Origin of the sequence: Mycobacterium sp. 050134, assembly GCF_036409085.1 — a bacterium.
GTDB lineage: Bacteria > Actinomycetota > Actinomycetes > Mycobacteriales > Mycobacteriaceae > Mycobacterium.
The window spans coordinates 152,373-178,282 of the sequence record NZ_JAZGLV010000001.1; the positions used below are offsets into that span (position 1 = coordinate 152,373).

General features: G+C 68.5%; 28 protein-coding genes, 2 pseudogenes and 1 riboswitch. Of the genes and pseudogenes, 14 read left to right on the forward strand and 16 right to left on the reverse strand.

All coding sequences use genetic code 11. The features are described 5' to 3' along the window. Window positions 1–39: 39 nt before the first annotated feature. From SKC42_RS00725 to pdxH, 4 genes and pseudogenes are all read right to left on the reverse strand, one after another. Window positions 40–1,335, reverse strand: coding sequence for a citrate synthase (locus tag SKC42_RS00725; RefSeq protein ID WP_330962417.1), 1,296 nt, complete (start codon window positions 1,333–1,335; stop codon window positions 40–42). 124 nt (window positions 1,336–1,459) lie between these two features. Then, window positions 1,460–1,737: pseudogene (locus SKC42_RS00730) on the reverse strand (MFS transporter); the annotation flags it as partial. A 211-nt stretch (window positions 1,738–1,948) separates the two neighbouring features. Beyond that, window positions 1,949–2,827: an amidohydrolase family protein gene (locus tag SKC42_RS00735; protein WP_330962418.1), complete on the reverse strand. Its 879-nt coding sequence runs from the start codon at window positions 2,825–2,827 to the stop codon at window positions 1,949–1,951. Between the two features lie 65 nt (window positions 2,828–2,892). After that, entirely contained in the window at window positions 2,893–3,519 is a 627-nt protein-coding gene (gene pdxH, locus SKC42_RS00740; RefSeq protein WP_330962637.1) for a pyridoxamine 5'-phosphate oxidase, read from the reverse strand. 116 nt (window positions 3,520–3,635) lie between these two features. On the opposite strand from pdxH, the gene SKC42_RS00745 reads away from it, so the two are divergent. Together SKC42_RS00745 and SKC42_RS00750 are read left to right on the forward strand one after the other, a co-directional pair. Beyond that, entirely contained in the window at window positions 3,636–4,757 is a 1,122-nt protein-coding gene (locus tag SKC42_RS00745; protein ID WP_330962419.1) for a citrate synthase 2, read from the forward strand. Between the two features lie 121 nt (window positions 4,758–4,878). Then, window positions 4,879–5,328, forward strand: coding sequence for a VOC family protein (locus SKC42_RS00750; protein WP_330962420.1), 450 nt, complete (start codon window positions 4,879–4,881; stop codon window positions 5,326–5,328). Between the two features lie 7 nt (window positions 5,329–5,335). Here the strand turns inward: SKC42_RS00750 and SKC42_RS00755 are convergent, their stop codons facing one another. Then, window positions 5,336–7,033: an FAD-dependent oxidoreductase gene (locus SKC42_RS00755; protein WP_330962421.1), complete on the reverse strand. Its 1,698-nt coding sequence runs from the start codon at window positions 7,031–7,033 to the stop codon at window positions 5,336–5,338. 20 nt (window positions 7,034–7,053) lie between these two features. Further along, window positions 7,054–8,079: an AurF N-oxygenase family protein gene (locus SKC42_RS00760; protein ID WP_330962422.1), complete on the reverse strand. Its 1,026-nt coding sequence runs from the start codon at window positions 8,077–8,079 to the stop codon at window positions 7,054–7,056. 245 nt (window positions 8,080–8,324) lie between these two features. On the opposite strand from SKC42_RS00760, the gene serC reads away from it, so the two are divergent. After that, on the forward strand, window positions 8,325–9,443 hold the full coding sequence (serC, locus tag SKC42_RS00765; RefSeq protein WP_330962423.1) for a phosphoserine transaminase: 1,119 nt from the start codon (window positions 8,325–8,327) through the stop codon (window positions 9,441–9,443). Window positions 9,444–9,563: 120 nt separating this feature from the next. Beyond that, a complete protein-coding gene (gene sepH / locus SKC42_RS00770) occupies window positions 9,564–10,322 on the forward strand; it encodes a septation protein SepH (protein WP_330962424.1) in 759 nt (252 codons plus the stop codon). On the opposite strand, the gene SKC42_RS00775 is transcribed toward sepH, so the two are convergent. The 3 genes from SKC42_RS00775 to SKC42_RS00785 are packed head-to-tail and all read right to left on the reverse strand — an operon-like array spanning window position 10,305 to window position 11,820. Next, on the reverse strand, window positions 10,305–10,571 hold the full coding sequence (locus SKC42_RS00775) for a DUF2537 domain-containing protein (RefSeq protein ID WP_330962425.1): 267 nt from the start codon (window positions 10,569–10,571) through the stop codon (window positions 10,305–10,307). The genes sepH and SKC42_RS00775 overlap by 18 nt on opposite strands. Beyond that, the gene (locus SKC42_RS00780) at window positions 10,568–11,392 is read right to left on the reverse strand and encodes a TrmH family RNA methyltransferase (RefSeq protein WP_330962426.1); all 825 of its coding nucleotides are present in this window, start codon (window positions 11,390–11,392) and stop codon (window positions 10,568–10,570) included. Before SKC42_RS00780 ends, SKC42_RS00775 begins: the two co-directional genes overlap by 4 nt. Next, window positions 11,389–11,820 (reverse strand): MarR family transcriptional regulator, encoded by a 432-nt coding sequence (locus tag SKC42_RS00785; protein ID WP_085255978.1) that lies wholly within the window; start codon window positions 11,818–11,820, stop codon window positions 11,389–11,391. Before SKC42_RS00785 ends, SKC42_RS00780 begins: the two co-directional genes overlap by 4 nt. Before the next feature lie 109 nt (window positions 11,821–11,929). On the opposite strand from SKC42_RS00785, the gene SKC42_RS00790 reads away from it, so the two are divergent. Both SKC42_RS00790 and SKC42_RS00795 read left to right on the forward strand, forming a co-directional pair. After that, window positions 11,930–12,205 (forward strand): DUF2530 domain-containing protein, encoded by a 276-nt coding sequence (locus SKC42_RS00790; RefSeq protein ID WP_330962427.1) that lies wholly within the window; start codon window positions 11,930–11,932, stop codon window positions 12,203–12,205. A gap of 30 nt (window positions 12,206–12,235) precedes the next feature. Continuing rightward, window positions 12,236–12,691: an SRPBCC family protein gene (locus tag SKC42_RS00795; RefSeq protein ID WP_330962428.1), complete on the forward strand. Its 456-nt coding sequence runs from the start codon at window positions 12,236–12,238 to the stop codon at window positions 12,689–12,691. Here the strand turns inward: SKC42_RS00795 and SKC42_RS00800 are convergent. Beyond that, a complete protein-coding gene (locus tag SKC42_RS00800; protein WP_330962429.1) occupies window positions 12,688–13,620 on the reverse strand; it encodes a DUF3027 domain-containing protein in 933 nt (310 codons plus the stop codon). The genes SKC42_RS00795 and SKC42_RS00800 overlap by 4 nt on opposite strands. A gap of 78 nt (window positions 13,621–13,698) precedes the next feature. Here SKC42_RS00800 and SKC42_RS00805 point away from each other — a divergent pair, with 78 nt between their 5' ends. The 3 genes from SKC42_RS00805 (at window position 13,699) to SKC42_RS00815 (ending at window position 17,009) form a co-directional block, all read left to right on the forward strand. Further along, a complete protein-coding gene (locus SKC42_RS00805) occupies window positions 13,699–15,417 on the forward strand; it encodes an MFS transporter (protein WP_330962430.1) in 1,719 nt (572 codons plus the stop codon). Next, window positions 15,414–15,914, forward strand: coding sequence for a DUF2771 domain-containing protein (locus tag SKC42_RS00810; protein WP_330962431.1), 501 nt, complete (start codon window positions 15,414–15,416; stop codon window positions 15,912–15,914). Before SKC42_RS00805 ends, SKC42_RS00810 begins: the two co-directional genes overlap by 4 nt. Before the next feature lie 228 nt (window positions 15,915–16,142). Beyond that, window positions 16,143–17,009: a hypothetical protein gene (locus tag SKC42_RS00815; protein WP_330962432.1), complete on the forward strand. Its 867-nt coding sequence runs from the start codon at window positions 16,143–16,145 to the stop codon at window positions 17,007–17,009. Window positions 17,010–17,021: 12 nt separating this feature from the next. On the opposite strand, the gene SKC42_RS00820 is transcribed toward SKC42_RS00815, so the two are convergent. Then, window positions 17,022–18,026 (reverse strand): glutathione S-transferase family protein, encoded by a 1,005-nt coding sequence (locus SKC42_RS00820; protein WP_330962433.1) that lies wholly within the window; start codon window positions 18,024–18,026, stop codon window positions 17,022–17,024. Between the two features lie 94 nt (window positions 18,027–18,120). Further along, window positions 18,121–18,531, reverse strand: coding sequence for a cold-shock protein (locus SKC42_RS00825; RefSeq protein ID WP_330962434.1), 411 nt, complete (start codon window positions 18,529–18,531; stop codon window positions 18,121–18,123). 163 nt (window positions 18,532–18,694) lie between these two features. Here SKC42_RS00825 and SKC42_RS00830 point away from each other — a divergent pair, with 163 nt between their 5' ends. From SKC42_RS00830 to SKC42_RS00845, 4 genes and pseudogenes are all read left to right on the forward strand, one after another. Beyond that, window positions 18,695–19,099: a YccF domain-containing protein gene (locus SKC42_RS00830; protein ID WP_330962435.1), complete on the forward strand. Its 405-nt coding sequence runs from the start codon at window positions 18,695–18,697 to the stop codon at window positions 19,097–19,099. Next, window positions 19,096–20,181 carry a GTP 3',8-cyclase MoaA gene (gene moaA, locus SKC42_RS00835; RefSeq protein ID WP_330962436.1) on the forward strand — a complete coding sequence of 362 codons (1,086 nt, stop codon included), beginning with the start codon at window positions 19,096–19,098 and terminating at the stop codon, window positions 20,179–20,181. Before SKC42_RS00830 ends, moaA begins: the two co-directional genes overlap by 4 nt. A 4-nt stretch (window positions 20,182–20,185) precedes the next feature. After that, window positions 20,186–20,458, forward strand: a complete 273-nt coding sequence (locus SKC42_RS00840) for a MoaD/ThiS family protein (RefSeq protein ID WP_330962437.1) — start codon at window positions 20,186–20,188, stop codon at window positions 20,456–20,458. A 209-nt stretch (window positions 20,459–20,667) separates the two neighbouring features. Beyond that, a riboswitch (cyclic di-AMP (ydaO/yuaA leader) is annotated at window positions 20,668–20,882 on the forward strand. A 13-nt stretch (window positions 20,883–20,895) separates the two neighbouring features. Beyond that, window positions 20,896–21,579, forward strand: a pseudogene (locus SKC42_RS00845) (transglycosylase family protein); the annotation flags it as partial. 275 nt (window positions 21,580–21,854) lie between these two features. Here the strand turns inward: SKC42_RS00845 and SKC42_RS00850 are convergent. Genes SKC42_RS00850 through SKC42_RS00865 form a run of 4 tightly spaced genes read right to left on the reverse strand, consistent with a single transcriptional unit; the run spans window position 21,855 to window position 23,455 of the window. Continuing rightward, window positions 21,855–22,280: a molybdenum cofactor biosynthesis protein MoaE gene (locus SKC42_RS00850; protein ID WP_330962439.1), complete on the reverse strand. Its 426-nt coding sequence runs from the start codon at window positions 22,278–22,280 to the stop codon at window positions 21,855–21,857. Beyond that, a complete protein-coding gene (locus SKC42_RS00855; RefSeq protein ID WP_330962440.1) occupies window positions 22,277–22,759 on the reverse strand; it encodes a MogA/MoaB family molybdenum cofactor biosynthesis protein in 483 nt (160 codons plus the stop codon). Before SKC42_RS00855 ends, SKC42_RS00850 begins: the two co-directional genes overlap by 4 nt. Continuing rightward, window positions 22,759–23,247, reverse strand: coding sequence for a cyclic pyranopterin monophosphate synthase MoaC (moaC, locus tag SKC42_RS00860; RefSeq protein WP_330962441.1), 489 nt, complete (start codon window positions 23,245–23,247; stop codon window positions 22,759–22,761). The genes SKC42_RS00855 and moaC overlap by 1 nt, the downstream gene beginning before the upstream one ends. Before the next feature lie 7 nt (window positions 23,248–23,254). Then, window positions 23,255–23,455, reverse strand: coding sequence for a hypothetical protein (locus SKC42_RS00865; RefSeq protein WP_330962442.1), 201 nt, complete (start codon window positions 23,453–23,455; stop codon window positions 23,255–23,257). Between the two features lie 133 nt (window positions 23,456–23,588). Here SKC42_RS00865 and SKC42_RS00870 point away from each other — a divergent pair, with 133 nt between their 5' ends. Then, on the forward strand, window positions 23,589–25,850 hold the full coding sequence (locus SKC42_RS00870) for a helicase-associated domain-containing protein (RefSeq protein ID WP_330962443.1): 2,262 nt from the start codon (window positions 23,589–23,591) through the stop codon (window positions 25,848–25,850). The last annotated feature ends 60 nt before the right edge of the window (window positions 25,851–25,910 follow it).

A 25,910-nucleotide genomic window follows, 5' to 3' on the forward strand; every position in this document is an offset into this window, starting at 1 on the left:
TCGCCGCACAAACACGCACGCTCGCGAGCAGAAAACCGATTACCGTCCGTCGATCGCGGCGTAGTCGCGCTCGGTGTAGCCGGTGTAGATCTGACGCGGACGGCCGATCTTGCTGTCGCCCTCGTCGTGCATCTCCCGCCAGTGCGCGATCCAGCCGGGCAGCCGACCCAGTGCGAATAGCACGGTGAACATCCGGGTCGGGAACCCGAGCGCCCGATAGATCAGGCCGGTGTAGAAGTCGACGTTCGGGTAGAGCTTGCGCTCGATGAAGTAATCGTCGGTCAGCGCCGCCTCTTCGAGCTCCTTGGCGATGCTCAGCAAATCGTCGTCGCCGCCGAGCTTGGCCAGGATCTTGTCGGCCTGCTCCTTGACGATGCGGGCACGCGGGTCGTAGTTCTTGTAGACGCGGTGGCCGAAGCCCATCAGCTTGACGCCGGCCTCGCGGTTCTTGACCTTGCGGACGAACTCGCTGACGTTGTCGTCGCTCTCGCGGATCTGCTCCAGCATTTCCAGCACGGCCTGGTTAGCGCCTCCGTGCAGCGGGCCCCACAGCGCATTGATGCCACCGGAGATCGACGTGAACAGGTTGGCCTGCGACGACCCCACCAGCCGCACTGTCGACGTCGAGCAGTTCTGTTCGTGGTCGGCGTGCAGGATGAGCAGCATGTCCAGCGCCCGCACGATCTCCGCGTCGACGTCGTAGGGCTCGGCCGGCAGGCCGAACGTCATCCGCAGGAAGTTCTCCACGAGGCTCAGGGAGTTGTCCGGGTAGAGGAAGGGCTGCCCGACCGACTTTTTGTAGGCATACGCGGCAATGGTGGGCAGCTTGGCCAGCAGCCGGATCGTCGAAAGGTCCACCTGCTCGGCGTCCATCGGGTCCAGCGCATCCGGGTAGTACGAACTCAGGGCGTTGACCACGCTGGACAACACCGGCATTGGGTGGGCGTTGGGCGGGAAGCCGTCGAAGAAACGCTTGAGGTCCTCGTGCAGCATCGTGTGCCGCTGGATTCGGTTGGTGAACTCGTCGAGCTGCTGCTGGTTGGGCAGCTCGCCGTAGATCAACAGGTAGCTCACCTCGATGAAGGTTGACTTCTCGGCGAGCTGCTCGATGGGGTAACCGCGGTAGCGCAGGATCCCGGCGTCGCCGTCGATGTAGGTGATGGCGCTCTTGGTGGACGCGGTGTTCACGAAGCCGTTATCGAACGTCGTGTACCCGGTCTTCGACAACAGCGAGCCGAGCGCAATACCATCAGCCCCTTCGGTGGCGCTGACGATCTGTAGATCGATCTCACCACCCGGGTACTTCAGAGTTGCGGTGTCGTCGGTGTCGGCCACGAGAACCCCTTTGCGCTCTGGCTGAAATGGCTGCCCTGGACTCAGTGCTTATTACTGAAGGTAGTCGTTATGGCGACGGTCCGCCTGCCCGGGGTCGGGTCTGGGGACGTTCCTCAGCAATCCATCAGGTGACTCGGCGGCGGTCTGGCTCGACGACCGCTTCCGGGGACCGATATCGCAGGAACGCCGGGGCGGCCAGCGCGGCGATCCCCACGCCCAAAACGACCAGTGCCCCGTCGCCGGCCGCGGCCGCCGACGTTCCGATCGCGGCGGCCGCGGCGCCGTGCACCGCGTCCGCCACACTGGGGCCACCGCCGACCACGACGGTGAAGACCCCTGCAACCGCCCGACCAATTCGTCGGAGGCAGCCCTCTGCGGGAACAGCGCGCGGCATGCCGAGGACCATCGCGATCAGATCGACGAAGGACATCGGCACGACCGTGTTGCCGTCAGGTATCGAAAGCCCCCGAATACCGCATCCATTCCCCACCGCGATGTGTCACCCGGGGCCGGCGAATCGGTGGCCGGCATGGGCGCCAGCCGTCACGTGGCCCAGCAGGTCACGGTGTCGATCAGGTACTACCGCCCAACCCTCGCGGCCTCGATCCGCGCGTCAGGCCAAACCGAAGAGTCCAGCGGCGTTGTCGTGGAACACCTTTCGCAGCCACCCGTCGTCCGCACCGGGCAGCCGGGTCAGCACGCGCATCGCCTCGACGAAGCCGTAGGGAATGTTGGGAAAATCACTCCCGAAGAGAATGCGGTCGGCGTGGTCTCGAAGCCGGCCGTATTCCGACCGCGGGAACGGCATGGTCTCCTCCACGAACGGGGTGAACGCCATGGTGGTGTCGAGCCACAGGTCGTCGTACCGCTCGGCCAGGTCGAGGAAGTCGACGTATTCGGGCATCCCGAGGTGGGCGACGATCAGGCGCAGCCGGGGATGACGCTCCAGCAACGCCGTGATGGGTTCGGCGCCGGTGTACGCGCCGGCGACGGGACCGGAGCCGCAGTGGATGACGACGGGAACGCGCGCGTCCTCGATCACGCCCCACGCCCGGTTCAGCAGCGGATCGGCTGGGCTAAACCGGCCGACCTGAATGTGGACCTTGAACACCCGCGCGCCGAGGTCGATGGCCCGCGCGACATAGCCCTCGACGCCGGGCTCGGGGTAGAGCGTCGCCGTGTGCAGGCAGTCCGGCGTCGCCGCGGCGAACTCCGCCGCCCATTTATTGAGCCAGGCCGCCATCTCCGGTTTGTGCGGGTAGACCAACGAGGTGAATGCCCGCACCCCGAACCCGCGCAAAGTGCGAAGCCGCTCCTGCTCGTCGGCGCGGTAGGCGATCGGCCAGCGGCGCCCGACCAGGGGCCCGGCGTCGTCGAAGTACTGCCACACCTTGTCCATCACCGGCTTGGGCATGAAATGCGTGTGCACGTCGACGATTCCCGGCAGCCCGAGCGACTGCCAGATCTGACGCACCGATTCCGTCTCGTCCATCGTCCGCCAGGATTGCAGCCCCGCTCGCAGCCGCGACGCTTAGCCCGGCGCGCATCGACCCCGCGTCAGGGCTGCAGGCGCTCGATCCGATCACCGGCGACCCGGATTCGGTTGTGCAGCCGGTTCTCCCGTCCCTGCCAGAATTCCACCGCCTCGGGTGCGAGCAGGTATCCGCCCCAGTGGGGCGGCACCGGCACGCTTTCCACGTCGACGAACCGGTCGGTGACCTCTTTCAGCTGGTCGAGCAGGGCGGCGCGCGACGCAATCGGGCGCGATTGGTGGGACGCCCACGCGCCCAGCTGGGAGCCACGCGGCCGCTTGGCCCAATAGTCCTCGGTGACCTGCGGGCCGACCTTGCTCACGGGACCGCGAAGGTGCACCTGTCGGCCCAGTTGGTACCAGGGGAAGGTGACCGACGCGTATGGCGTCGCCGCGAGTTCGACGCCCTTCGCCGAGTCGTAATGGGTGAAGAAAGTGATTCCGGTCTCGTCCACGCTCTTGCACAGCACCGTCCGGCTGACCGGCCGGCCGTCGACGACGGTGGCCAGCACCATGGCGTTCGGCTCGGCAACTCCCGCCCCCTCGGCGTCGTCAATCCATTGACGCAGCAAGGCGACCCAGCCGTCGTCCAGCCAGCCCACATCGAGATCTGGGCTGCCGTCCTTCTCGACGGATCCATACTCCACGCGCATCCGCTGCAGGTGATCTTTGCCTGCTCCCGGGCCTGATCCCGCCATCGCGCCAACGCTACCGGGGTAGCTACCGGCCGGTAGCGTCGGCCGGCAGGTGGGGTGCGAGAATTTTCGGCATGACTGTGGTTCCCGAGAACTTCGTGCCCGGCCTGGAGGGCGTGGTCGCTTTCACGACCGAAATCGCTGAGCCGGACAAGGACGGCGGCGCGCTGCGCTACCGCGGTGTCGACATCCAGGACCTGGTGAACCAGCAGGTCACCTTCGGCGATGTGTGGGGGCTGCTGGTCGACGGCAAGTTCGGCCACGGGCTGCCACCGGCGGAGCCGTTCCCGTTGCCCATCCACACCGGCGACGTCCGCGTCGACGTGCAGGCGGGCCTGGCGATGTTGGCACCGATCTGGGGCTACAAGCCGCTGCTGGACACCGACGAGGCCGTCGCCCGCGACCAGTTGGCCCGCGCCTCGGTGATGGCCCTGTCGTACGTGGCCCAATCCGCACGCGGCATCTACCAGCCGGCTGTCCCCCAACGAGTCATCGACGAGTGCTCGACGGTCACAGCGCGTTTCATGACCCGCTGGCAGGGCGAGCCGGACCCCCGGCACGTCGAGGCGATCGACGCCTACTGGGTGTCCGCCGCCGAACACGGCATGAACGCCTCGACGTTCACCGCCCGCGTGATCGCCTCGACCGGCGCCGACGTGGCAGCGGCGCTGTCCGGAGCCATCGGTGCGATGAGCGGACCGCTGCACGGCGGTGCGCCCGCGCGGGTCCTGCCGATGATCGAAGAGGTCGAGCGCACCGGCGACGCGCGGGCCCTGGTCAAGGGCATCCTCGACCGTGGCGACAAGCTGATGGGCTTCGGGCACCGGGTCTACCGGGCGGAGGACCCGCGGGCGCGGGTGCTGCGCGCCACCGCCGAGCGGCTGGGTGCACCTCGCTACGAGGTCGCGGTCGCGCTGGAACAGGCCGCCCTGGCCGAGTTGCGCGAGCGTCGTCCGGATCGGGCCATCGAGACCAACGTCGAGTTCTGGGCGGCCGTGATCCTGGACTTCGCCCGCGTGCCGGCGAACATGATGCCCGCGATGTTCACCTGCGGCCGCACGGCGGGATGGTGCGCCCACATCCTCGAGCAGAAGCGGCTCGGCAAGCTGGTCCGCCCGTCGGCCATCTACGTGGGCCCGGGCCCGCGCGGCCCGGAAGCCGTCGAAGGCTGGGACCGGCTCCTCACTCACGCCTGAATGTTGTCGGTGCCCGGCGCTTGAATGGTCCCGGCAGCGATGAGTTTGTGTCGCGGCCGCAGTCAATAACCGTGGGCCAGTCGTCGGGCTGGCACGGCAACCGACAGCAGGGAGACCACTAATGGCGATCAACGTCGAGCCCGCAGTATCACCGCACCTGGTCGTGGACGACGCGGCCGCGGCGATCGACTTCTACGTCCAGGCGTTCGGCGCCGAGGAGCTGGGCCGCGTGCCTCGCCCGGACGGAAAGCTCGTCCACGCGGCGCTGCGCATCAACGGGTCCATGATCATGCTCAACGACGACTTCCCCGAGGTGTGCGGCGGCAAGTCGATGACGCCCACGGCACTGGGCGGCACCCCGGTGACCATCCACCTGACCGTCAGTGACGTCGACGCCAAGTTCCAGCGCGCAGTCGACGCGGGCGCGACCGTGGTGATGCCGTTGGATGACCAGTTCTGGGGCGACCGCTACGGCGTGGTCGCGGACCCGTTCGGCCACCACTGGTCGATGGGCCAGCCCGTCCGCGAGGTCAGCAGCGAAGAGATCCAGGCCGCGATGTCCTGCATGTAGCGCGCGGCTACCTGTCACCCAACCGGGCCAGCAGCCGGCGTCGCAACGGCGGCGCCGGCTCTGGAGGCACGGCCGCCGCGGCGGCCAACATGTCGGCGATGTCGGTGAACTTCTTGCGCGGCCGTCCTTCGGCGACGCCCCTTGCGATCTCCACGGCGTCGATCGCACGCCAACCGCGGGAGTCGACGGCGTCCGGACGGCGGGCCCGCACCAGCTTGTCCAGCGCTTCGGGCCGGCCCGCCGGATTGGTCAGCCGCCCCGAGTTGAAGTCACCGACCAGCGCGTGCACGGTCTGCAACGAGCACGACTTGTTGGTGCCGATGAACCCCGTGGGCCCGCGCTTGATCCATCCCGCGACATAGGCACCCGGGACAGGTTGACCAGAGCCTGGGTCGACGACGCGCCCGTCGTGATTCGGGACGACACCCGCCAACTCGTCGAAGGGAAGGGCGGCAATTCTCTTGCCGCGGTAACCGATCGACGTGAGCACCAGCCCGGCCGCCAGGTCACGCATGTGCTCGGTGCCGGTGACGGAGAATCGCACGCCGGTGGCGCGGCGGTCCCCGAGGACCCGCTCCGGCGTGAGTCGATACGCCAGCCGAATGCGGGGGCGCGAGGTCGGCGCCGAGGCCACGCCGAGCGTGCTCAAGACCTCCAGCTTTTGCCGCGTCTGCGAGTCGGAAGCCGCCGCGAGGTCGCGCGCCACCAGCTCGTGGTCGGCGGCGTCGAGGACGACCTCCGAGCGGCCCGTCAGCCCGATCAGCTCCGGCAGCGTGAACGCCGAGTGGGCGGGCCCGCGCCGGGCCGCCACCACCACTTCACGCACCCGGGAGCCACGGAAGGCGGTCAGCGCGCGGTCGGAGATGTCGGTGCAAGCGAGCGCGGCGGGGTCGGTCGTGAGTAACCGGGCCACGTCGAGGGCGACGTTGCCGTTGCCGACGATGACCGCCCGCTCGTGGCTGAGATCGACGGTCAAGTCGGTGAACTCGGGATGCCCGTTGATCCAGGCGACCAGCTCGGTGGCGGTGCCCGTGCCCAGAAGACCCATCCCTTCGATGTCGAGGCGCCGGTCGTCGGGCGCGCCCACCGCATACACCACGGCGTGGTGGTGGGCCAACAGGTCGGCGTGACTCAGGTGCCGGCCCACCTCGACGTTGAGGTAGAAGCGGAAGCGGCGATGACCGGTTACCCGGTCGAACAGCCGGGTGACCCGCTTGGTGTTCTGGTGATCGGGCGCCACCCCGGCACGCACCAGCCCGTAAGGGGTGGGCAGCTTCTCAAAGACGTTGACCCGCACTCCATCCTGGGTAAGCAGCTCGTCGGCGGCATACATCGCCGCCGGGCCGGATCCCACGATGGCCACAGTCAGCGGCTGATGGCGGGCACGAACCGGGGCGGCCGGAATCACCGGCGCCAGCTTCGAGGTCGGTGGCAACTTCACATCCCGCGGCCGCTCCGGGTAGAACGACGCGTTGATCTCGACGAACGGCAGTTGATTGGCATCCAGCCGAGTGTCCGGAGCGATCGCCCCCACGGGGCAGGCGCTCACGCACGCGCCGCAGTCCACGCAGGCCACCGGATCGATGTAGAGCATCTCCGAGGTGGCGAAGCCGGGCTCGTCGGGCGTGGGGTGTATGCAGTTCACCGGGCACGCGAAAACACAGGACCCGTCGTTACAACACGACTGGGTAATGACGTGCGGCATAGGCGATTACCCGCGCTGTCCTAGGCGGCCGGTGCCGCGGCCAGGTGCCGGCGCTGCGGCTCGCTACGGTAGCGCGACGGCTTGCCGTCGATCTTGCAGAGCCGCCACATGAGCCGGGCGGAACGCGTCTCCATCAGGCCGGTGTCGTGGGCCAGCATCCGGACGTCGGCGAACATGTCGCTCAACCATTTCCGCGATTCCGGCGACCGGAAGAAGAGCTCCCTCTTGACGTCGCGCGGGATGTCGAACTCCTGCCAGAACGCCTTGGGCGGTATCACGATCGCCCGGCACAGAACCTTCATCGTCAACGGCAGGTACAGGGCCGTCCAGAACTTCTGCCGCCTGGTCAGCTGCGGCACCCGCCGGCGCAGGAACTCGTGGGCAAACGAAATGTGGCGCGCTTCCTCGGCCACGTGAATTGCCATCACCCGTTCCATGATCGGATGCAGCAACTTCCCTTCGCGGAGAATGTTCTTCTGCGTGTGGTCGATCGGCTCCTCGCCGGCAAGCACCCCGATGAAGAACGCCACCGGCAGCGGCCCGGCGACCAACGGAACCAGGGGCGATACCCAGCGCAGCGTCCGCGGCATCCCGGGAACGTCGGCGCCGACGCGGTTGACCATCTCCTGGAACATCATGGTGTGGTTGCACTCTTCGACCGACTCGTGCAGGCAGTACCGGTATTCCGGGGAGCCGTTCGGCACCCAGAACGTGTAGTTCATCAGCCCGCGGATCAGGATCGACTCGAAATGCAACCCGACCTTGGCGACGTTGGCCTGGCGCCACATCCCAATCTTGATCTTGCGCTCTTCGGGCTGCGCTAGATACCAGGGATGGCGCCCCAACGGATCGGTGGCCGGCAGGATCCACCGCGAGTCGTTCTCCGTGACGGCGAATTCTGGTGCGTCCCAGTCGATGTCGATGTAGGGGTTGAAGTTTCTCCGCACTGACCCCTCGGACAGTGTGGCAAGCATGTTCACGTACTCGGTGTCGTCGCGCACCTCCATATTGCGGCGCCAACGCCGAACCATACGTGTCCTGGCCATATCCCAGCCTCCCCAACGAGGTTTACATTCGGACGTGCTGTGTCTCGACAGTACCGCTGGTACCGGATATTTTCCAGACCGGTCTGCGCACTGTGGCCTGACCAGTGGTCAGTCGGATTTTGTGGCATAGCTCACATCCCCCGCTGAGCGCGGGGCGACGCGAACAGGGGTTATGCCGCGGCCCCGGACGTGATTGGACGGGCCACCGCGTCGCCGCCACGGGCGCGCTCACTACCCTGAGTGGCATGGCTGAGCAGCTCGAGATCCCCGCTGACATCAAACCCCGCGACGGCCGCTTCGGGTCCGGCCCCTCCAAGGTTCGCCCGGAGCAACTGCAGGCGTTGTCCACGACCGCGGCTCCGCTGTTCGGCACGTCGCACCGGCAGGCGCCCGTCAAGGATCTGGTCGGCCGGGTTCGATCGGGGGTCACCGAACTGTTCTCCGTGCCGGACGGATATGAGGTCATCCTCGGCAACGGTGGCGCGACGGCGTTCTGGGACGCGGCGGCCTTCGGCCTCATCGACAAGCGCTCGCTGCACCTGTCCTTCGGCGAGTTCAGCTCGAAGTTCGCCTCCGCGGTCGCGAAGAACCCGTTCGTCGGTGACCCCATCATCATCAAGTCGGACGCCGGGAGCGCGCCCGAGCCGCAGGCCGACCCGTCGGTCGACGCCATCGCCTGGGCACACAACGAGACCTCGACCGGAGTGGCGGTCCCGATCCGTCGCCCCGAGGGCTCCGGGGAATCCCTGGTGGTCATCGATGCGACCTCCGGCGCAGGCGGCCTGCCGGTCGACATCACACAGGTGGACGCGTACTACTTCTCGCCGCAGAAGAACTTCGCCAGCGACGGCGGGCTGTGGCTGGCAATCATGAGCCCGGCCGCGCTCGCCCGGGTCGAATCGATCGCGTCGTCGGGTCGTTGGGTCCCCGACTTCCTGTCGCTGCCGATCGCGGTCGAGAACAGCCTGAAGAACCAGACGTACAACACCCCGGCGATCGGCACGCTGGCGCTGATGGCCGAACAGATCGACTGGATGCTGGGGAACGGCGGCCTCGACTGGGCTGTCAAGCGCACCGCAGACTCGTCGCAGCGCCTGTACACCTGGGCGCAGGACCGCCCGTACACCACGCCGTTCGTCACCGACCCGGCGTTGCGCTCCCAGGTGGTCGGCACCATCGACTTCGTCGACGATGTCGACGCCGCCGCGGTCGCGAAGATCCTGCGAGCGAACGGCATAGTCGACACGGAGCCCTACCGCAAACTCGGCCGCAACCAGTTGCGCGTGGCGATGTTCCCCGCGGTCGACCCGGACGACGTCAGCGCCCTCACCCAGTGCGTCGACTGGGTGGTCGAGCGGCTGTAACCCCGACGTCATCGGCCCGCAACCGCCCAGCGTGTCCGAGCCGGTTACCGGCGATTGCTGCACTAGAGTGCGCCCTGACGGGTCCGTTGCCAACTCGGACGGAGCCTGCGAGGAGAGGCCATGCGGGAACTCAAGGTGGTTGGGCTCGACGCCGACGGCAAACACGTCGTCTGCCAAGGCGACGATCCCGCGGAGCAGTTCAAGCTGGCGATCGACGAGCAACTGAGGGCCGCCGTGCGCGGCGACCGGATACCGCCGGAGCAACCGCAGCTCGACATCGAGGTCACCAACATGCTGAGCCCCAGAGAGATTCAGGCCAAGATCCGCGCCGGAGCGTCCGTCGAGCAGGTGGCCGCGGCGTCGGGCTCCGAGATCGCCCGGGTGCGCCGGTTCGCCCACCCGGTGTTGCTCGAGCGAGCCCGTGCCGCGGAACTGGCCACCGCCGCCCACCCGGTGCTCGCGGACGGGCCCGCGGTGTTGACGCTGCTGGAAACCGTCAGCGCCGCCCTGGTGACCCGCGGCCTCGAACCGGACAAGCTCAGCTGGGATGCCTGGCGTAACGAGGACAGTCGCTGGACGGTACAGCTGGCGTGGAAGGTCGGTCGCTCCGACAACATCGCCCACTTCTTCTACACCCCGGGCGCCCACGGCGGAACGGCCACTGCGATCGACGACGCGGCGAGCGCGCTGATCGACCCGAACTTCGACCGCCCCCTGCGGCCGCTCGCGCAGGTTGCCCACATCGACTTCGAAGAAGCCCCCGCGCCGCCGCCGGTCGAGGCCCCGCAGGAGCAGCCGGTGCACACCCGACGCGGCAAGCCGGTGATCCCGGCGTGGGAGGACGTGCTGCTCGGGGTGCGTTCAGGCGGACAGCGCTAGCAGCGTCAGCCACCCCCCCGCCACGCCGACTCCCGCGCCCAAGACGAACCAACGCAGCACCCGGGTGCGTCGCCAGCCCCACAACGTCGGGGCCAGCCCGCCCGCGGCCACCACATTCAGGCCCACCGCCAACAGCGGATGCACGCGAATCAGGCCCAGGCTCAACACCACCACGGCGGCCCCGATCAGCGCGGCGACGAACGCCGCCACCGTCAAACCCGTTCCCCAGGGCACGGAGTCGTCGCTCACCGAGCGAGCCTAACGCGTTCGTAGAACGCCAAGGCCGCCGCTGTTGCGACGTTGAGTGAGTCGGTGCCCCGCGACATCGGGATGCGTGTCGGCACGTCGCTGATGCGCAGCGTGGCCGGCGTGAGGCCGGGTCCCTCCGCGCCGACGAGCACCGCGACGCGGTCGTCCCGCGCCGCCGCCATCGCCTCGGCCAGCGGGCACGCACGCCCGTCCGGGGTCATCGCCAGGAGGCGAAATCCGCTCTCCTTGAGCATCACCAATTCGGCGGGCCAGGCCGCCGCCCGCGCAAACGGCACCAGCAAGGCGTGGCCCATCGATACCCGGACGGCGCGACGGTAGAGCGGGTCGGCGCAGCCGCTACCAAACACCACGGCGTCGACGCCGAGGCCCGCCGCGTTGCGGAAGATCGATCCCAGGTTCTCGTGGTCGTTGACGCCCTCGAGCACAGCGATGGTCCGCGCACCCTCGACAACCTCGGCGACGCTGGGTTCGGGCACCCTCCTGGCGGCCGCCAGCACGCCACGGTTGAGGTGAAAGCCGATGGCTCGCGCCATGACGTCGGCCGACGCCCGGTAGAACGGCGCCCCGGCACCGACCAGATCGCCCTTCAACTCCCCGAGCCGTCGGTCGGTCCCCAGCAAGGCATGCGGGGTGAAACGGGAGGCCAGCATCCGCTGGACGACGAGCACGCCCTCGGCGATCACCAGCCCCTTGCCGGTCGGTAGATCCGGACGTCGATCGACGCTGTTCAGATCGCGGAAATCGTCGAGCCGTGGGTCATCGGGGTCGTCGATGTCCTGGATGTCTAAGCCGAGGCTCACGGGCCTTCGTCGACCAGTGCCAGCATCAGATCGGCCGCATGTCGTAGGGTCTCGCGTTTGTCGGTGTCCAGGGTCGCAAGCCGCTTGGCGAGCCACTCCTGGCGCGCGCGGCGGGTCGCCTTCACCAGCTCGGCGCCGGACTCGGACACCGAGACCAGCACCTGGCGGCCGTCGACGGGGTGCGGGGTCCGGTCGACCAGGCCCATCTCGGCCAACGAAGCGATCACCCTTGTCATCGACGGCGGTCGGACCCGCTCCCGAATCGCCAGGGCCCCGGGTGTCATCGGGCCCTCGTTTGCGAGGGTGGCCAGCGCGGACAGCTGCGACAGCGACACCGGCGACGACGGATTGCGAAATCTCAGTTGGCGGGCCAACCGCATGACGGCCAGCGACAAGTCGCTGGCCAGCCTCGCATCGCTGTCAGGCATGGCGCGAGGTTACACGGAAGCCGAGAACTCGCGATAACGGACCGCTAACGATCGGCCGCGCCACCACTTCCGCGGAAGCCCGACCCGCGGACGGGCTATGTTATTCGCGATGTCAGGAGAACCCGGCCAGTCGCCCGAGGCGCCGCCGCTACCGCCGGCGCTTCTGCACGTGTGGCCGTTCATCGCGCTTGGCGCGCTGGGCTGGCTGATCGCCGCGGCCGCCGCGTTCCTCGTGCCCGGTCTCGACAGCTGGCGACCGGTGACACTGGGCGGGTTGGGAATCGGTTTGCTCGGCACGAGCATCTTCCTGTGGCAGCTCGCCGCCGCGCGCCGGGGCGCCCGTGGCGCGCAATCCGGCCTGGAGAACTACCTGCGGCGAACTTAGATCCGCCACGCAACCAACACGGGAGGAGCAATGGTAGCCCCGCTGCTGCAAACGCACATCGACGTCGACGCACCGGCCGCCACGGTGTGGGTGCTGATCTCCGATTTCCGGCGGATGCCGGAGTGGAGCCCGCAATGCCGCTGGATGAAGCCCTTCGGCCCGGTACGCCCGGGGACTAAAACGCTCAACGTCAACCGCCGCAACAGGATGTATTGGCCGACCACCTGCACGGTCATCGAGGTCGTCCCCGAGCGGAAGCTCGCGTTCCGGGTCGACACGAACCACACCGTGTGGAGCTATGAGCTCGAGCCCCATGGTGACGGCACCCGGCTCATCGAGAGCCGGCACGCCGAGAACGGCGTCACCGCATTCTCCAACCTGTCAATCAATGCGCTGTTCGGTGGGACCACCAACTTCGAGCGCGAACTGCTCGACGGCATGAACGCCTCGCTGGCGAAGATCAAGGCCGCCGTCGAGAGCGGCTAGTCTCCCGGCTCGGTCGGCTCTTCCGGCTCGGTCGGATTGGTTGGCTCCGTCGGTCCGGGTTCGGCCGGCTCTGCCGCAAGGTCGGTCGCCTCGAGCTGCAGTTCCGGCTCGGACGGCTCCGGCTCGCGCGGCTCCGGTTCGGCCGCGGCCGGCGGAGGCGCCACGACGTCCAGCACGCCGTCGTCGTACGGCTGGTACGCGGGCGAGCCCGTTCCCGCCGGTGCCGGAGTGTCGGAATGCGCGCCACAGCCGTACAGCCTGTCGACGATATGCCCGTCGGCGGACAGTTCGTTGCCACAGACGCCGAACATCACGCCGAGTGATCCCGCCAGCGGCAAGAAGAAGCCGCAGTCGCGGCAGACGCGCTTGGTCGAGCGGGCCATCGCCGAGTCCGGACCGTAGTCCCCGGTGTGCCAGCGCTCGGCGGCCTCGGAGCGACCCACGGCGCTCATCACCCAGCGCCGCCCCAGGCCTACCTCGGCGGCGGTCTCGTCGACCTGCGGGTCACCGCTGTCGACGTAGCCCGGCACCAACCGCGGATCGTCGGCGGGCGGCGCCAGCAGGTCGCCGGGGCTCAGGTCACCGGGCCGGACCCGCTCGTCCCACGGCACCCAGTCGGGGGCGAGCAGCGCCGTCGGACCCGGGATCAGGACCACTTCGCTGATCGTGGCATGGTCGGCGCCGGGATAGGCGGCGACGACGACGGCCCACTGCCAACCCTGGTAGCCGGGCAGATGCGCCAGGAAGCGGTGGGTGGCGGCGGTCGGGTCCTCGTAGCTGACGCCCAGATAGTCACCGACCGAGTCCGGGCCGCCGAACTCCGCGACGGCGGCCCTGGCCTGGTCGACCGCACCGCTGAGCACCGTCGCCAACCCGTCGGCCCACTCGGCCACGGTCGCCACGGCGGAATCCCCGTTGGTTCCGGTCACGCTGTCCCCTCTCTGCAATGCGACTCCATACTAGGTCGGCGAGCCACACCCGCTTACCTGCAGACGCATCGACTCCGCATGGTAGAGAATTGGTGCGTGTCTGGGCGGCGGCGTGACGATGCGGGGCGGGTTGCCTCCAATCCGGGCGGCCGGCCTCGCAACGGGTCGTCGACCCAACATCCTGGCATGGCCAATTACCCCGCCGGCGACGCGAACGGCGCCGACTATCGGCGAACGCGCCGCCCGCAGGCGATGCCGAGCGCCAATCGCTATCTCCCGCCCCTGGGCCAGCAGTCAGACCACGGCGGCAGAGATCAGAGCAGCCCGCCTCCCCGCGTCCAGGCCCCCGGCGAGCGCATCACGGTCACCCGTGCCGCAGCACAGCGGAGTCGCGAAATGGGTTCGCGGATGTACTCGATGGTTCAGCGTGCCGCCACTGCGGACGGCGCCGACAAGTCGGGACTGACCGCGCTGACGTGGCCGGTTGTCGCCAACTTCGCGGTGGACGCCGCGATGGCGGTCGCACTGGCCAATACGCTGTTCTTCGCCGCGGCGACCGGGGAGAGTAAAGGTCGGGTGGCGCTGTACCTGCTGATCACGATCGCGCCGTTCGCGGTGATCGCCCCGCTCATCGGGCCGGCGCTGGACCGGCTGCAGCACGGTCGCCGCGTCGCGCTGGCCGCATCGTTCGCGCTGCGCACAGCCTTGGCCCTGGTGCTGATCATGAACTACGACGGTGCCTCCGGCAGCTATCCCTCGTGGGTGCTGTATCCGTGCGCGCTGGCCATGATGGTGTTCTCCAAATCGTTCAGCGTGCTGCGCAGCGCCGTGACCCCGCGGGTCATGCCGCCGACGATCGACCTGGTGCGGGTCAACTCCCGGCTGACCGTCTTCGGGCTGCTGGGCGGCACGATCGCCGGGGGTGCGGTAGCGGCGGGCGTCGAGTTCGCCTGCACGCACCTGTTCAGGTTGCCCGGCGCGTTGTTCGTCGTCATCGCGGTCACGGTCGCCGGCGCACTGCTGTCGATGCGTATTCCGCGCTGGGTGGAGGTGACCGCGGGCGAGGTCCCCGCCACCCTGAGCTATCGCCGCGACAGCGAAGAGCCCCGGCGCAGGTGGCCCGAGGAGGTCAAGAAGGTCGGCGGCACCCTTCGACAACCGTTGGGGCGCAACATCATCACCTCGCTATGGGGCAACTGCACGATCAAGGTGATGGTGGGTTTTCTGTTCTTGTACCCAGCGTTCGTCGCAAAGGCTCATCAGGCCAACGGGTGGGTTCAGCTCGGAATGCTCGGCATGATCGGCGCCGCGGCCGGCATCGGCAACTTTGCCGGCAACTTCGCCAGCGCCCGCCTGAAACTGGGCAGACCCGCCGCGTTGGTGGTGCGCTGCACGATGGCCGTCAGCGCGGTCGCGCTGGCCGGCGCCGTGGCCGGCACGCTGATGGTGGTGGTGATCGCCACCCTGGTCACGTCTGGTTCCAGCGCAATCGCCAAGGCGTCGCTCGACGCCTCGCTGCAGAACGACCTGCCGGAGGAATCGCGGGCATCCGGGTTCGGGCGTTCCGAGTCGACGCTGCAGCTGGCCTGGGTGTTGGGCGGGGCGCTGGGCGTCATGATCTACACCGAATGGTGGATCGGCTTCACCGCGGTCACCGCGCTGCTCATCCTCGGCCTGGCCCAGACGCTCGTCAGTTTCCGCGGCGATTCGTTGATACCGGGCCTCGGCGGTAACCGGCCGGTCATGGTCGAACAAGAGGGTTCGCGCCGCGACAGTCCGGCGGTGGTGCCGGAGTGAAACCCGCAAAGAGGCGGGGCATTGCCGTGCTGCTCGCCGCCGTCTTGGCACTGGCATGCGTCGGTGTCGGCATCGGAACGTGGCTGCTCGTCCGTCCCACCGGGCCGCAACGGCCCGAGATCAGCGCGTATTCGCACGGCCACCTGACCCGCGTGGGTCCGTATACCTACTGCAACGTGCTCAACCTCGACGACTGTCAGACTCCGCAGACCCAGGGCGAGTTGCGGGTGAGCGAGCGCTATCCGGTCCAGCTGTCGGTCCCCGACGCCATCTACCGCGCGCCCTGGCGACTGCTCGAGGTGTACGAGGATCCCGCCAACACCACCGCCCAGATGTTTCGGCCGAATACTCGGCTCGCCGTCACCATTCCGCCGGTCGATCCGCAGCGCGGGCGGCTGACCGGAATCGTCGTACAGTTGCTGACACTGGTGGTGGACCCGTCAGGGGAACTTCGCGAGGCCCCGCACGCCGAATGGTCTGTGCGCCTTATCTATTAATCGCGCCCAACCCCATCGTCGCCCCCACCCCCACCACATCGCCCAACGTCGACTAGTTGCCGCCAAACACCCCAATTCCACACAACAACTCGACACTCGGCGGTCGGGGGCCGACCGCCCAACCCCCGCCCCCGCCCAACGTCGACTAGTTGCCGCCAAACACCCCAATTCCACACAACAACTCGACACTCGGCGGAACGTGTCGGTGCCCCTTGGCACCGTGTCGCCATGGAAATCACGAACTGGCCATTCAGAGGCACCGACGCGCTGGCAGCTGGCATCGTCACTCGGCATCGGCTGCGGACCGATTACGAGATGATCCATCGCAATGTTTACATCCGGCGGGATCAGAAGTTGACGCCGGTGACCCGAGCGGTGGCCGCTTGGCTGTGGTCCGGGCGGACAGCCACCCTCGCTGGCCTTTCCGCGGCGGCGCTCCACCGCACGCCATGGATCGACGACTGGCTGCCCGCAGAACTCAACCGACACAGCCGTGACAAAGCCCGCGGCATCATCCTGCACAGCGATACCCTCGACGAGGACGAAATCTGTTTGCGTGACAGCATCTTCATGACTAACCCGGCGCGCACCGCCTTTGATCTGGGTCGGCGCAAGGGCCTGATATTGGCAGTCGCGCGGCTGGACGCGTTGATGCGGGCCACCGAGGTGAAAGTCGCCGATGTGGATGTGCTCATCGAGCGTCACCGGGGGGCGCGGGGATTGGTTCAATTGCGGCGGGTATTGCAGCTTGTAGACGGTGGGGCCGAGTCACCGTGCGAGACGAAGACCCGCCTGGCCCTAGTCGGCGGCGGACTGCCACGCCCCCGGACGCAGATCGCGGTGCTCAACGATTGGGGAGCGGTGTGGGCACGCATCGATATGGGATGGGAGGAGTGGCTTGTCGGCGTTGAATTCGATGGTGCCCAACATTGGACCGATCCGGCGCAGCGAACCTGGGACATCGATCGACTGGCCGAACTCGAGAAACGCGGCTGGGTGGTCGTCCGAGTGAGCGCCGACATGCTGCGCTACCGCCCACAGGTCATCGTCGAGCGGGCGCGTCGCGCCTTGGTCGCGAGAGGTTGCCGACTTTGACCGGCATCGCTCCTAGGCGCCGTGGCCCGCCTGAACCCGCTCGCGATCGGCGGGCGGCCCGGGAGGAGTCCCGTCACCGAAGGGTCTGCCGCCCAACGCTTCTCGGCCATGCGGAGTCAGCCAGTTCGCCAGTACGGGGCCCTTGGGCACAATCCCAGTGGGATTGATGTCGGCGTGCACGATGTAGTAGTGCTGCTTGATCTGGACGAAGTCGACGGTCTCGCCAAAACCGGGCGTTTGGAACAGGTCTCGAGCGTATGCCCACAGCACCGGCATCTCGCTCAGCTTGCTTCGATTGCACTTGAAGTGGCCGTGATAGACCGGGTCGAACCGCGCCAACGTGGTGAACAGCCGGACATCGGCCTCGGTGATGGTGTCTCCCACCAGGTATCGCCGGTTGGCCAACCGGTCGCTGACCCAGTCCAGCGCGGTAAACAACCGGTCATAGGCCGCCTCGTACGCGTCTTGTGAGCCGGCGAAGCCGCAGCGGTAGACGCCGTTGTTGATCTCGGTGTAGACCCGCTTGTTGACCTCGTCGATCTCGGCCCGCAGCGGCTCGGGGTAGAGCTGGGGCGCGCCGTCGCGATGGTAGGCGGTCCACTCGGTCGAGAAGTCCAAGGTCATCTGGGCGAAGTCGTTGGTGGCGACCGCGCCGGTCGGGACGTCGACCAAGGCGGGGACGGTGATGCCCTTGGGATAGTCAGGGAAGCGCTTGAAGTAGGCGTCCTGCAGCCGCGAGATCTTCAGCACCGGGTCCACACCGCCGGGATCAAGATCGAAAGTCCAACTGCGCTCGTCGTGGGTGGGGCCGCAAAACCCAATGGAGAGAGCGCCTTCCAGACCCAGCAGCCGCCGCACGATGATCGCGCGGTTTGCCCATGGGCAGGCGCGAGCGACGACCAGCCGATACCTGCCGGACTCAACCGGATACCCGTCGCGGCCGTCGGCGGTGACCCGTGTGGCGATGTAGTTGGTGTCGCGGGTGAACTCGCCCGCCGGTGCGATGTACCCCGCCATCCGTCCCCGTCCCTTCTCCAACGTCGACTTGATGCTGCCAAGTTGCCCGACAAAGCCCAACAAGTCGACGCCCGGCGGCCCCGAGGCCGCCGGTCTAGGCGTCCAGCTCCCGTGCCACCGCCTTGACCACCTCGGATACCCGGCGAGCGGTCTTGCGGTCGGGGTACCGGCCCTTGCGTAGCTCGGGCTGCACGACGCTCTCCAGGAGCGTGATCATGTCCTCGACCATGCCGTGCAGTTCGTCCGGGCTGTGCTTGTGCTCGACAGAAGGAGTCTCGCGACGCGTCTTGGTGAGGCTGGGCGGCGGCTCGATCAGCTTGAGGCTCAACGCTTGCGGACCGCGCCGGCCCGAAGCGATGCCGAACTCGACCCGCTGGCCCGCTTTGAGCCCTTCGACCCCGGCGGGCAGCGCCGACGACCGGACGTAGACGTCCTCGCCGTCTTCCTGTGACAGGAAGCCAAACCCCTTGTCGGCGTCATACCACTTAACCTTGCCGGTCGGCACTGGTCTCACCCGCTTGTCTGATGGATCACTAGCATGGACAACACAAGAGGCGTCCCGCCTGCGCAGGACGCCGAGTCGAATTCTGATCCTACTCGGATGCCCGCCCGACGAGCACCCCCTTATAGGCGTCACTCGGTAGGCTGGCACTACCGCTGGAGGAGATATGCGCCTGGTCCTGAACGTCATCTGGCTCGTGTTCGGCGGCCTCTGGATGGCCGTCGGCTATCTGGTGGCGGCCCTTGTCAGCTTCCTGCTGATTGTCACCATCCCGTTCGGTTTTGCATCGTTGCGCATTGCCTCTTATGCGTTGTGGCCATTCGGCCGCACCATCGTCGACAAGCCCAACTCGGGGACCGGCGCCCTGGTCGGGAACGTCATCTGGGTGCTGCTCTTCGGCATCTGGCTGGCGATCGGCCACCTGGTGAGCGCGGCGGCCATGGCCGTCACGATCGTCGGCATCCCGCTGGCGCTGGCCAACCTCAAGCTCATTCCGGTATCGCTGGCGCCTCTGGGCAAGCGGATCGTGCCCGTCGGTTCGTCGTCCCACCACACTCCGGTGCCCGCATGACGCTGACCGCGCTGGGCCTGCCGACGATGCCGAGCCGCATCGACGGCGGACAAACCGCCGCCCACCAGGCGCCGACGGCCGGCCCAATGGTCGACGCCTATGGGCGGGTCGCCACCGACCTGAGGGTGTCGCTGACCGATCGCTGCAACCTGCGCTGCAATTACTGCATGCCGGCCGAAGGCCTGGACTGGTTGCCCGGCAACCAACTGCTGCGACCGGAGGAGCTGGGCCGGCTGATGCACATCGCCGTCACCCGCCTGGGCGTCACCAGCGTGCGGTTCACCGGCGGTGAGCCGCTGCTCTCCCGCCACCTGGAACAGGTGGTAGCGGCGGCGGCGCGACTGCGGCCCCGCCCCGAGATCTCGCTGACCACCAACGGTGTTGGCCTGGCCCGTCGCGCGGCGGCGCTCGCGCACGCCGGACTGAACCGGGTGAACGTGTCGCTGGACAGCGTGGACCGAAGCCACTTTGCCGCCATCACCCGCCGGGACCGCCTCGACGATGTGCTGGCCGGTTTGGCCGCCGCGCAGGCCGCGGGCCTGACGCCGGTCAAAGTGAATGCCGTGCTGGACCCGGCGACCGGACGCGAGGACGTGGTCGGTCTGGTGCGGTTCTGCCTCGACCACGGCTACCAGCTGCGGGTCATCGAACAGATGCCGCTGGATGCGGGACACCGGTGGCGCCGCGACGCGGCGCTCAGCTCCGACGATGTGCTCGCCGCGTTGCGCCCGCACTTCCGGCTGCGTCCGGATCCCGCGCCGCGAGGATCGGCTCCCGCGGAGCTCTGGCTGATCGACACCGGCCCGGATACGCCGAGCGGAAAATTCGGCGTCATCGCCTCGGTTTCCCATGCCTTCTGCTCGACCTGTGACCGCACCAGGCTGACGGCCGACGGCCAGGTGCGCAGCTGCCTCTTCTCCACGCGCGAGACCGACCTCCGCGGCCTGCTGCGGGGCGGGGCGGGCGACGACGCGGTCGAGGCGGCCTGGCGCGCGGCCATGTGGGCGAAGCCCGCCGGGCACGGCATCAACGACCCTGACTTCGTGCAGCCCGACCGGCCGATGAGCGCGATCGGTGGCTAGTCCCGTGGGCACCGCATCCGCCGACGGGGTGCAAGTGACGATCCGCTATTTCGCAGCCGCGCGCGCGGCTGCCGGAGCAGAGTCGCAGACGATGGTGCTCCGCGCGGGGACCACGGTGGCGGAACTTGTGGAAAGACTTGCCGTCCCGGGTAGTCGCTTTGCCGAGGTTTTGAGCCGGTGTTCGTACCTATGCAACGGCGTGGCGGTCCGCGACGAGACCGCAGTGTTACTCCCCGGCAACACGATCGATGTCTTACCCCCTTTTGCGGGCGGCTGAAACTGTGAAATATCTCACGTAACGGAACGATAACGAAGCGGACACGCTTCGATTGCGGGTGCTATTACCTGCGCAAACTCTAGGTGTTCCTGGGGTTTTCGGAAGTGGCCGTGAGGGAAACGCCGAGTTTCACCCAACGTGACGCGCCCGACGGAAACCGCTAGCGTCACCGATGGCTCGCCAAGCTAAACCGGATTGGCGTTCCTCCCCCACCTATCGCGCCGAGCTCCATCCAGTAGGCGGGGGAACACCGGAAGTGGATGGAGACGGGGGACCCACCGGTCCACCGTGATCGGATCGGGGTCGCTCGCGACCCCTTGGGGTGAAGCCGACGTCGCGTCCAACGCGGAACGTAACGCCGGCCGGGTGGCCTCTCCAACCCGAACCCGACAGCTGACCTCGCAGGCGCGTTACGAGAGAGGAATATCCCGGCGCGTATGAGTGGACGTCACCGTAAGCCCACTACTTCAAACATCAGCGTCGCCAAGCTCGCCGTCACCGGCGCGGTTCTTGGCGGCGGCAGCATTGCCCTGGCTGCCCAGGCGGCCGCGGCAACGGACGGCGAATGGGACCAGGTGGCCCGTTGCGAGTCCGGTGGCAACTGGGGCATCAATACCGGCAACGGCTACCACGGCGGTGTGCAATTCAGCGCCAGCACGTGGGCCTCGCACGGCGGCGGCCAGTACGCCCCGTCGGCCGAGCTGGCCACCAAGGAACAGCAGATCGCGGTCGCGGAGCGCGTATTGGCTTCCCAGGGCCGTGGCGCCTGGCCCGTGTGCGGGCATGGGTTGTCGGGGCCGACCCCGCGCGAGGTCCCCGCGCCCGCCGCGTTGGACGCGCCGCTCGATGCGCCAGGCCTCAACGGCCAGCCCGCGCCCCTCGCGCCGCCGCCCGCCGACGCACCCCCGCCGGACGCTCCGCCGCTGCCGCCTCCGCCGCCGGCCGACCCGCCCGTCGCGCCGGTACAGATGGCGTCCAACGACCTGCCGGCACCGGCGGCGGACCTGCCGGCTCCGCCGCCCGATGCGCCGCCGCCGGCCCCGCCGGCCGACGCCCTGCCGCCGGACGCCCCGCCGGTCGATGCCCTGCCGCCGGCTCCGAACGACGCCCCTGGCGCGCCGCAGCAGGCCTCGGAAGTCAGTTTCACGAAGCAGCTTTGGGACGCGATCCAAGGGCAAGACGTCCACGGCAACGACGCCCTAGACGCCGTCGGACAGCCGTCCGTCCTCAGCTGAGGCCTTAGCAAGCCAGACCGCTCGGCGCTCCCCGCAGGCAACATCCGCTCTGGGGGGAGCGCCGACGGCATTTGAGCGCCGCTTTGGGCTAGGCCGCTCGTTGCTAGATCCAGCGCGGCGACACGTCACGCCCGACTACGCCCCCGCGCTCGCGATCACCGCTAGGCCGAGCCCACCCATTCTTCGGTTCCGTCATCGAAGAACTGGTGTTTCCACACCGGTAGCCGCTCCTTGATGGTGTTGACCAGATCGGCACAGGTGGCGAAGGCCGCCTGCCGGTGGTCGGCGGCCACCGCGGCGACCAGCGCGGCGTCTCCGATGCCCAGCGCGCCGACGCGGTGGCTGGCGGCGACGGCCCGGACTCCGCTGGACCGCTCGGCGACCTCGGCTACCACCTCCGCGAGGACCTGATCGGCCGACGGATGCGCCGAATACTCCAGTCGCACGACTCGCCGGCCGCCATCATGGTCGCGAATCATGCCGGCGAAGCCGACGATCGCGCCGGCGGACTGGTGGTTCACCAGCTCCTCGTGCTCCGCCAGCACAATCGGGTGGTCCGTCATCGCGGCGCGAACGACGAGCGTCATCGCTCGTGATCTTTACCGGCGAGCTGATCGAGCGCGTGGTCGAGGACATCGGCGAGCACGCCCAGGCCGTCGCGCACCCCACCGGGGGAACCCGGAAGGTTGACGATCAGCGTGCGTCCGGCGACGCCACACACCCCACGCGACAGTACCGACGTCGGCACCTTCGGCAGGCCCGAGCGGCGTATCGCGTCGGCGAGCCCGGGAATCATGTAGTCGAGCACCGCGACCGTTTGGTCCGGGGTGCTGTCGCTGGGCGAGATGCCCGTGCCGCCCGAGGTGATCACCAGGTCGACGTCGCTGTCGACCGCGTTGCGCAGCGCCTCGCCGACCGCCTCGCCGTCTGCGACGACTTCGGGCTCCACGGGGGAAAACCCCCGTTGCTCAAGCCATTCGGCGATGATCGGCCCACACCGGTCGTCGTACACCCCGGCCGAAGCTCGGGTCGAGGCGACGATCACGCGTGCCGACCGGGCGCTCATCACCGCTCCCAAGTTCCGGTCTTGCCGCCTTCCTTGCGCAGCACCCGGATGCCGTCGACGCGGGCGGCCGGGTCAACCGCCTTGATCATGTCGTACAGAGTCAGCCCAGCCATACTGACGGCCGTCAGCGCCTCCATCTCCACCCCTGTCCGGTCGGTGCTGCGCACCGTCGCGGTGATCTCGACGTCCGACTCGCGGATGGTGAATTCGACGTCGACGCCGGTGAGCGCCAGCTGGTGGCACAGGGGGATCAGGTCGCTGGTGCGCTTGGCCGCCAGGATTCCGGCGACGCGTGCGGTGGCCAAGGCGTCACCCTTGGGCAGGCCGCCGGTGGAAATCAGCTCGACCACCTCGGCGGAGGTGCGCAGTGCGCCCGCGGCGACGGCGGTCCGCTTGGTGGCGACCTTCTCGCTGACGTCCACCATGTGGGCCGCGCCGCGCTCGTCGAGGTGGGACAGTGCGCCCGACGCCCCGGACGCCCTAGTCATCAACGACCTACCAGGTGGTGTCTGTGACGGGGTGCACGTAGGGCAGGTCGGTCGCCGGGAGCGGAAAGACCAGTTCACCGAACGGGGACAAGGCACCCGTCCGATCGGTCGCCAGTTCGCTTACCGGATGATCATCGGGATCGGTCGCGGGCCAGCCGTTGTCGACGTACCTGGTTTTGCGGGCCTTGCCCTCAGCAATGTCAGCCACGGCGTCCATTCTGACAGGTCGTGCGCTGGCATGTCGCGCAAGCCCGCCAGTTGGGGGGGTTAGGGCGGCCGCCGTCGATGGACGCCAGTTCGCCGCCGTCCCCAAGTCCGCCGGCTGCTTTACGCTGGTCGCGATGACCGACAACACCCCGGATATCCCGCTGGGGTCCTGGCTGGCCGACTTGTCCGACGAGCGGCTGATCCGGCTGCTCGAGCTGCGGCCGGACCTCGCCCAGCCCCCGCCGGGCAGCATCGCCGCGCTCGCCGCGCGTGCGCAAGCGCGGCAGTCGGTCAAGGCCGCCACCGATGACCTGGATTTTTTGCGACTCGCGGTGCTCGACGCGCTGTTGGTGCTGCAAGCCGATACGACACCGGTACCCACCTCGAAGCTGCTGGCGTTGATCGGCGATCGGGCGGCCGAAGCTGACGTGGTCGACGCGCTCGACGACCTCCGGCAGCGCGCGTTGGCCTGGGGAGACGCTGCGCTCCGGGTGGCGCCCGACGCCGGCACGTCCCTACCGTGGCACCCGGGCCAGGTCACGCTCGAGGACTCGTCCCGTTCCGGCGAGCAGATCGCGACTCTCATCGACGGCCTCGACGAGGCGCAGCTCGACGTGCTGGAGAGGCTGCTCGAGGGATCGCCGATGGGACGCACCCGGGACGCCGCGCCGGGCGCCGCCGCCGACCGGCCCGTGCCCCAGCTGCTGACGCTGGGCCTGCTGCGACGCGTCGACGCCGAGACCGTGATCCTGCCGCGCCACGTCGGGCAGGTCTTGCGCGGCGAGCAGCCGGGCCCGATGCAGTTAACGGCGCCCGACCCCGTGGTCACCACGACCACCCCGGGCGACGTCGACGCGGCGGCCGCCGGGGCGGTCGTCGATCTCCTGCGGGAGGTCGACGTGCTGCTCGAAACGCTGAGCACCGCGCCCGTTTCCGAGCTCCGTAGCGGTGGATTGGGCGTGCGCGACGTCAAACGGCTGGCGAAGTCGACCGGTATCGACGAACCCCGCCTCGGCCTGATCCTCGAGGTCGTGGCCGCGGCCGGGCTGATCGCCAGCGGGACACCCGATCCCCTGCCGGCCACCGGAGACGCGCCCTACTGGACGCCGACGGGGGCCGTTGACCGGTTCACCGCGATGTCCCCAGCCGAGCGATGGCACCTGCTGGCCGACACCTGGCTGGACCTCCCGGGCCGCCCGGCGCTGATCGGGACGCGCGGCCCCGATTCCAAACCGTATGGCGCGCTTTCGGATTCACTCTACTCGACGGCGGCACCACTGGACCGTCGACTCCTGCTCGGCATGCTCGCGGAGTTGCCGCCGGGCGCCGGCGTCAGCGCTGCCGAGGCTTCCGAGGCGTTGATCTGGCTCCGCCCGCGCTGGGCCAGGCGGCTGCAGCCTGAACCCGTGGCGCACCTGCTCGCCGAGAGCCACGCTCTGGGCCTGGTGGGTCGCGGGGCGATCAGTACGCCCGGCCGCGCGGTGCTGAACGAGGCGGCGGACCCGGATGCCGCCCAGCGGGCGGTCGACGCCATGGCGAAGGCGATGCCCCCGCCGATCGACCACTTCTTGGTCCAGGCCGACCTGACCGTCGTGGTGCCTGGACCGCTGCAACGCGAACTCGCGCAGGAGCTGGCGACGGTGGCCACCGTCGAGTCGGCCGGGGCGGCCATGGTCTATCGCGTCAGTGAACCGTCGATCCGGCACGCCTTGGACATCGGCAAAACGCGAGATTGGATGCAGGAGTTCTTCGCGAAACATTCCAAAACCCCCGTGCCGCAGGGTCTCACCTATCTCATCGACGACGTCGCGCGACGGCACGGTCAGCTCCGGATCGGCATGGCGTCGTCTTTCGTGCGGTGTGAGGACCCGGCGCTGCTGGCCCAGGCGGTGGCCGCCGCCGAGCAGCTGCAGCTGCGCACCCTGGCGCCGACGGTGGCGGTGTCACCGGCTCCGATCGCCGAGGTGCTCGGCGCGCTGCGCGGCGCGGGCTTCGCGCCGGCCGCCGAGGATTCCTCGGGTTCGGTGGTCGACGTCCGCCCGCGGGGGGCCCGGGTGCCCACACCGCAGCAGCGTCGGCCCTATCGCCCCGTGCCGCGCCCGAACAGCGACAGCCTGAACGCCGTCGTCGCCGTGCTGCGCAAAGTGATCGCGGCTCCGTTCGGCAACATCCGCGTCGACCCGGCCGTCACCATGTCCCTGCTGCAGCGCGCGGCGCGGGAACAAGACACGCTGGTGATCGGTTATCTGGACGCGGCCGGCGTGGCGACCCAGCGAGTGGTGGCGCCGGTCACCGTCCGAGGTGGGCAATTGGTGGCCTTCGACTCGGCGTCGGGGCGGATGCGCGATTTCGCGATCCATCGCATCACGTCGGTGGTGTCGGCCAACGGCCGATAATGGACGGACGGATGCGCCGCACCCGGAGACGGTGCGGTGCGCAAAGTGACGAGGAGCGGC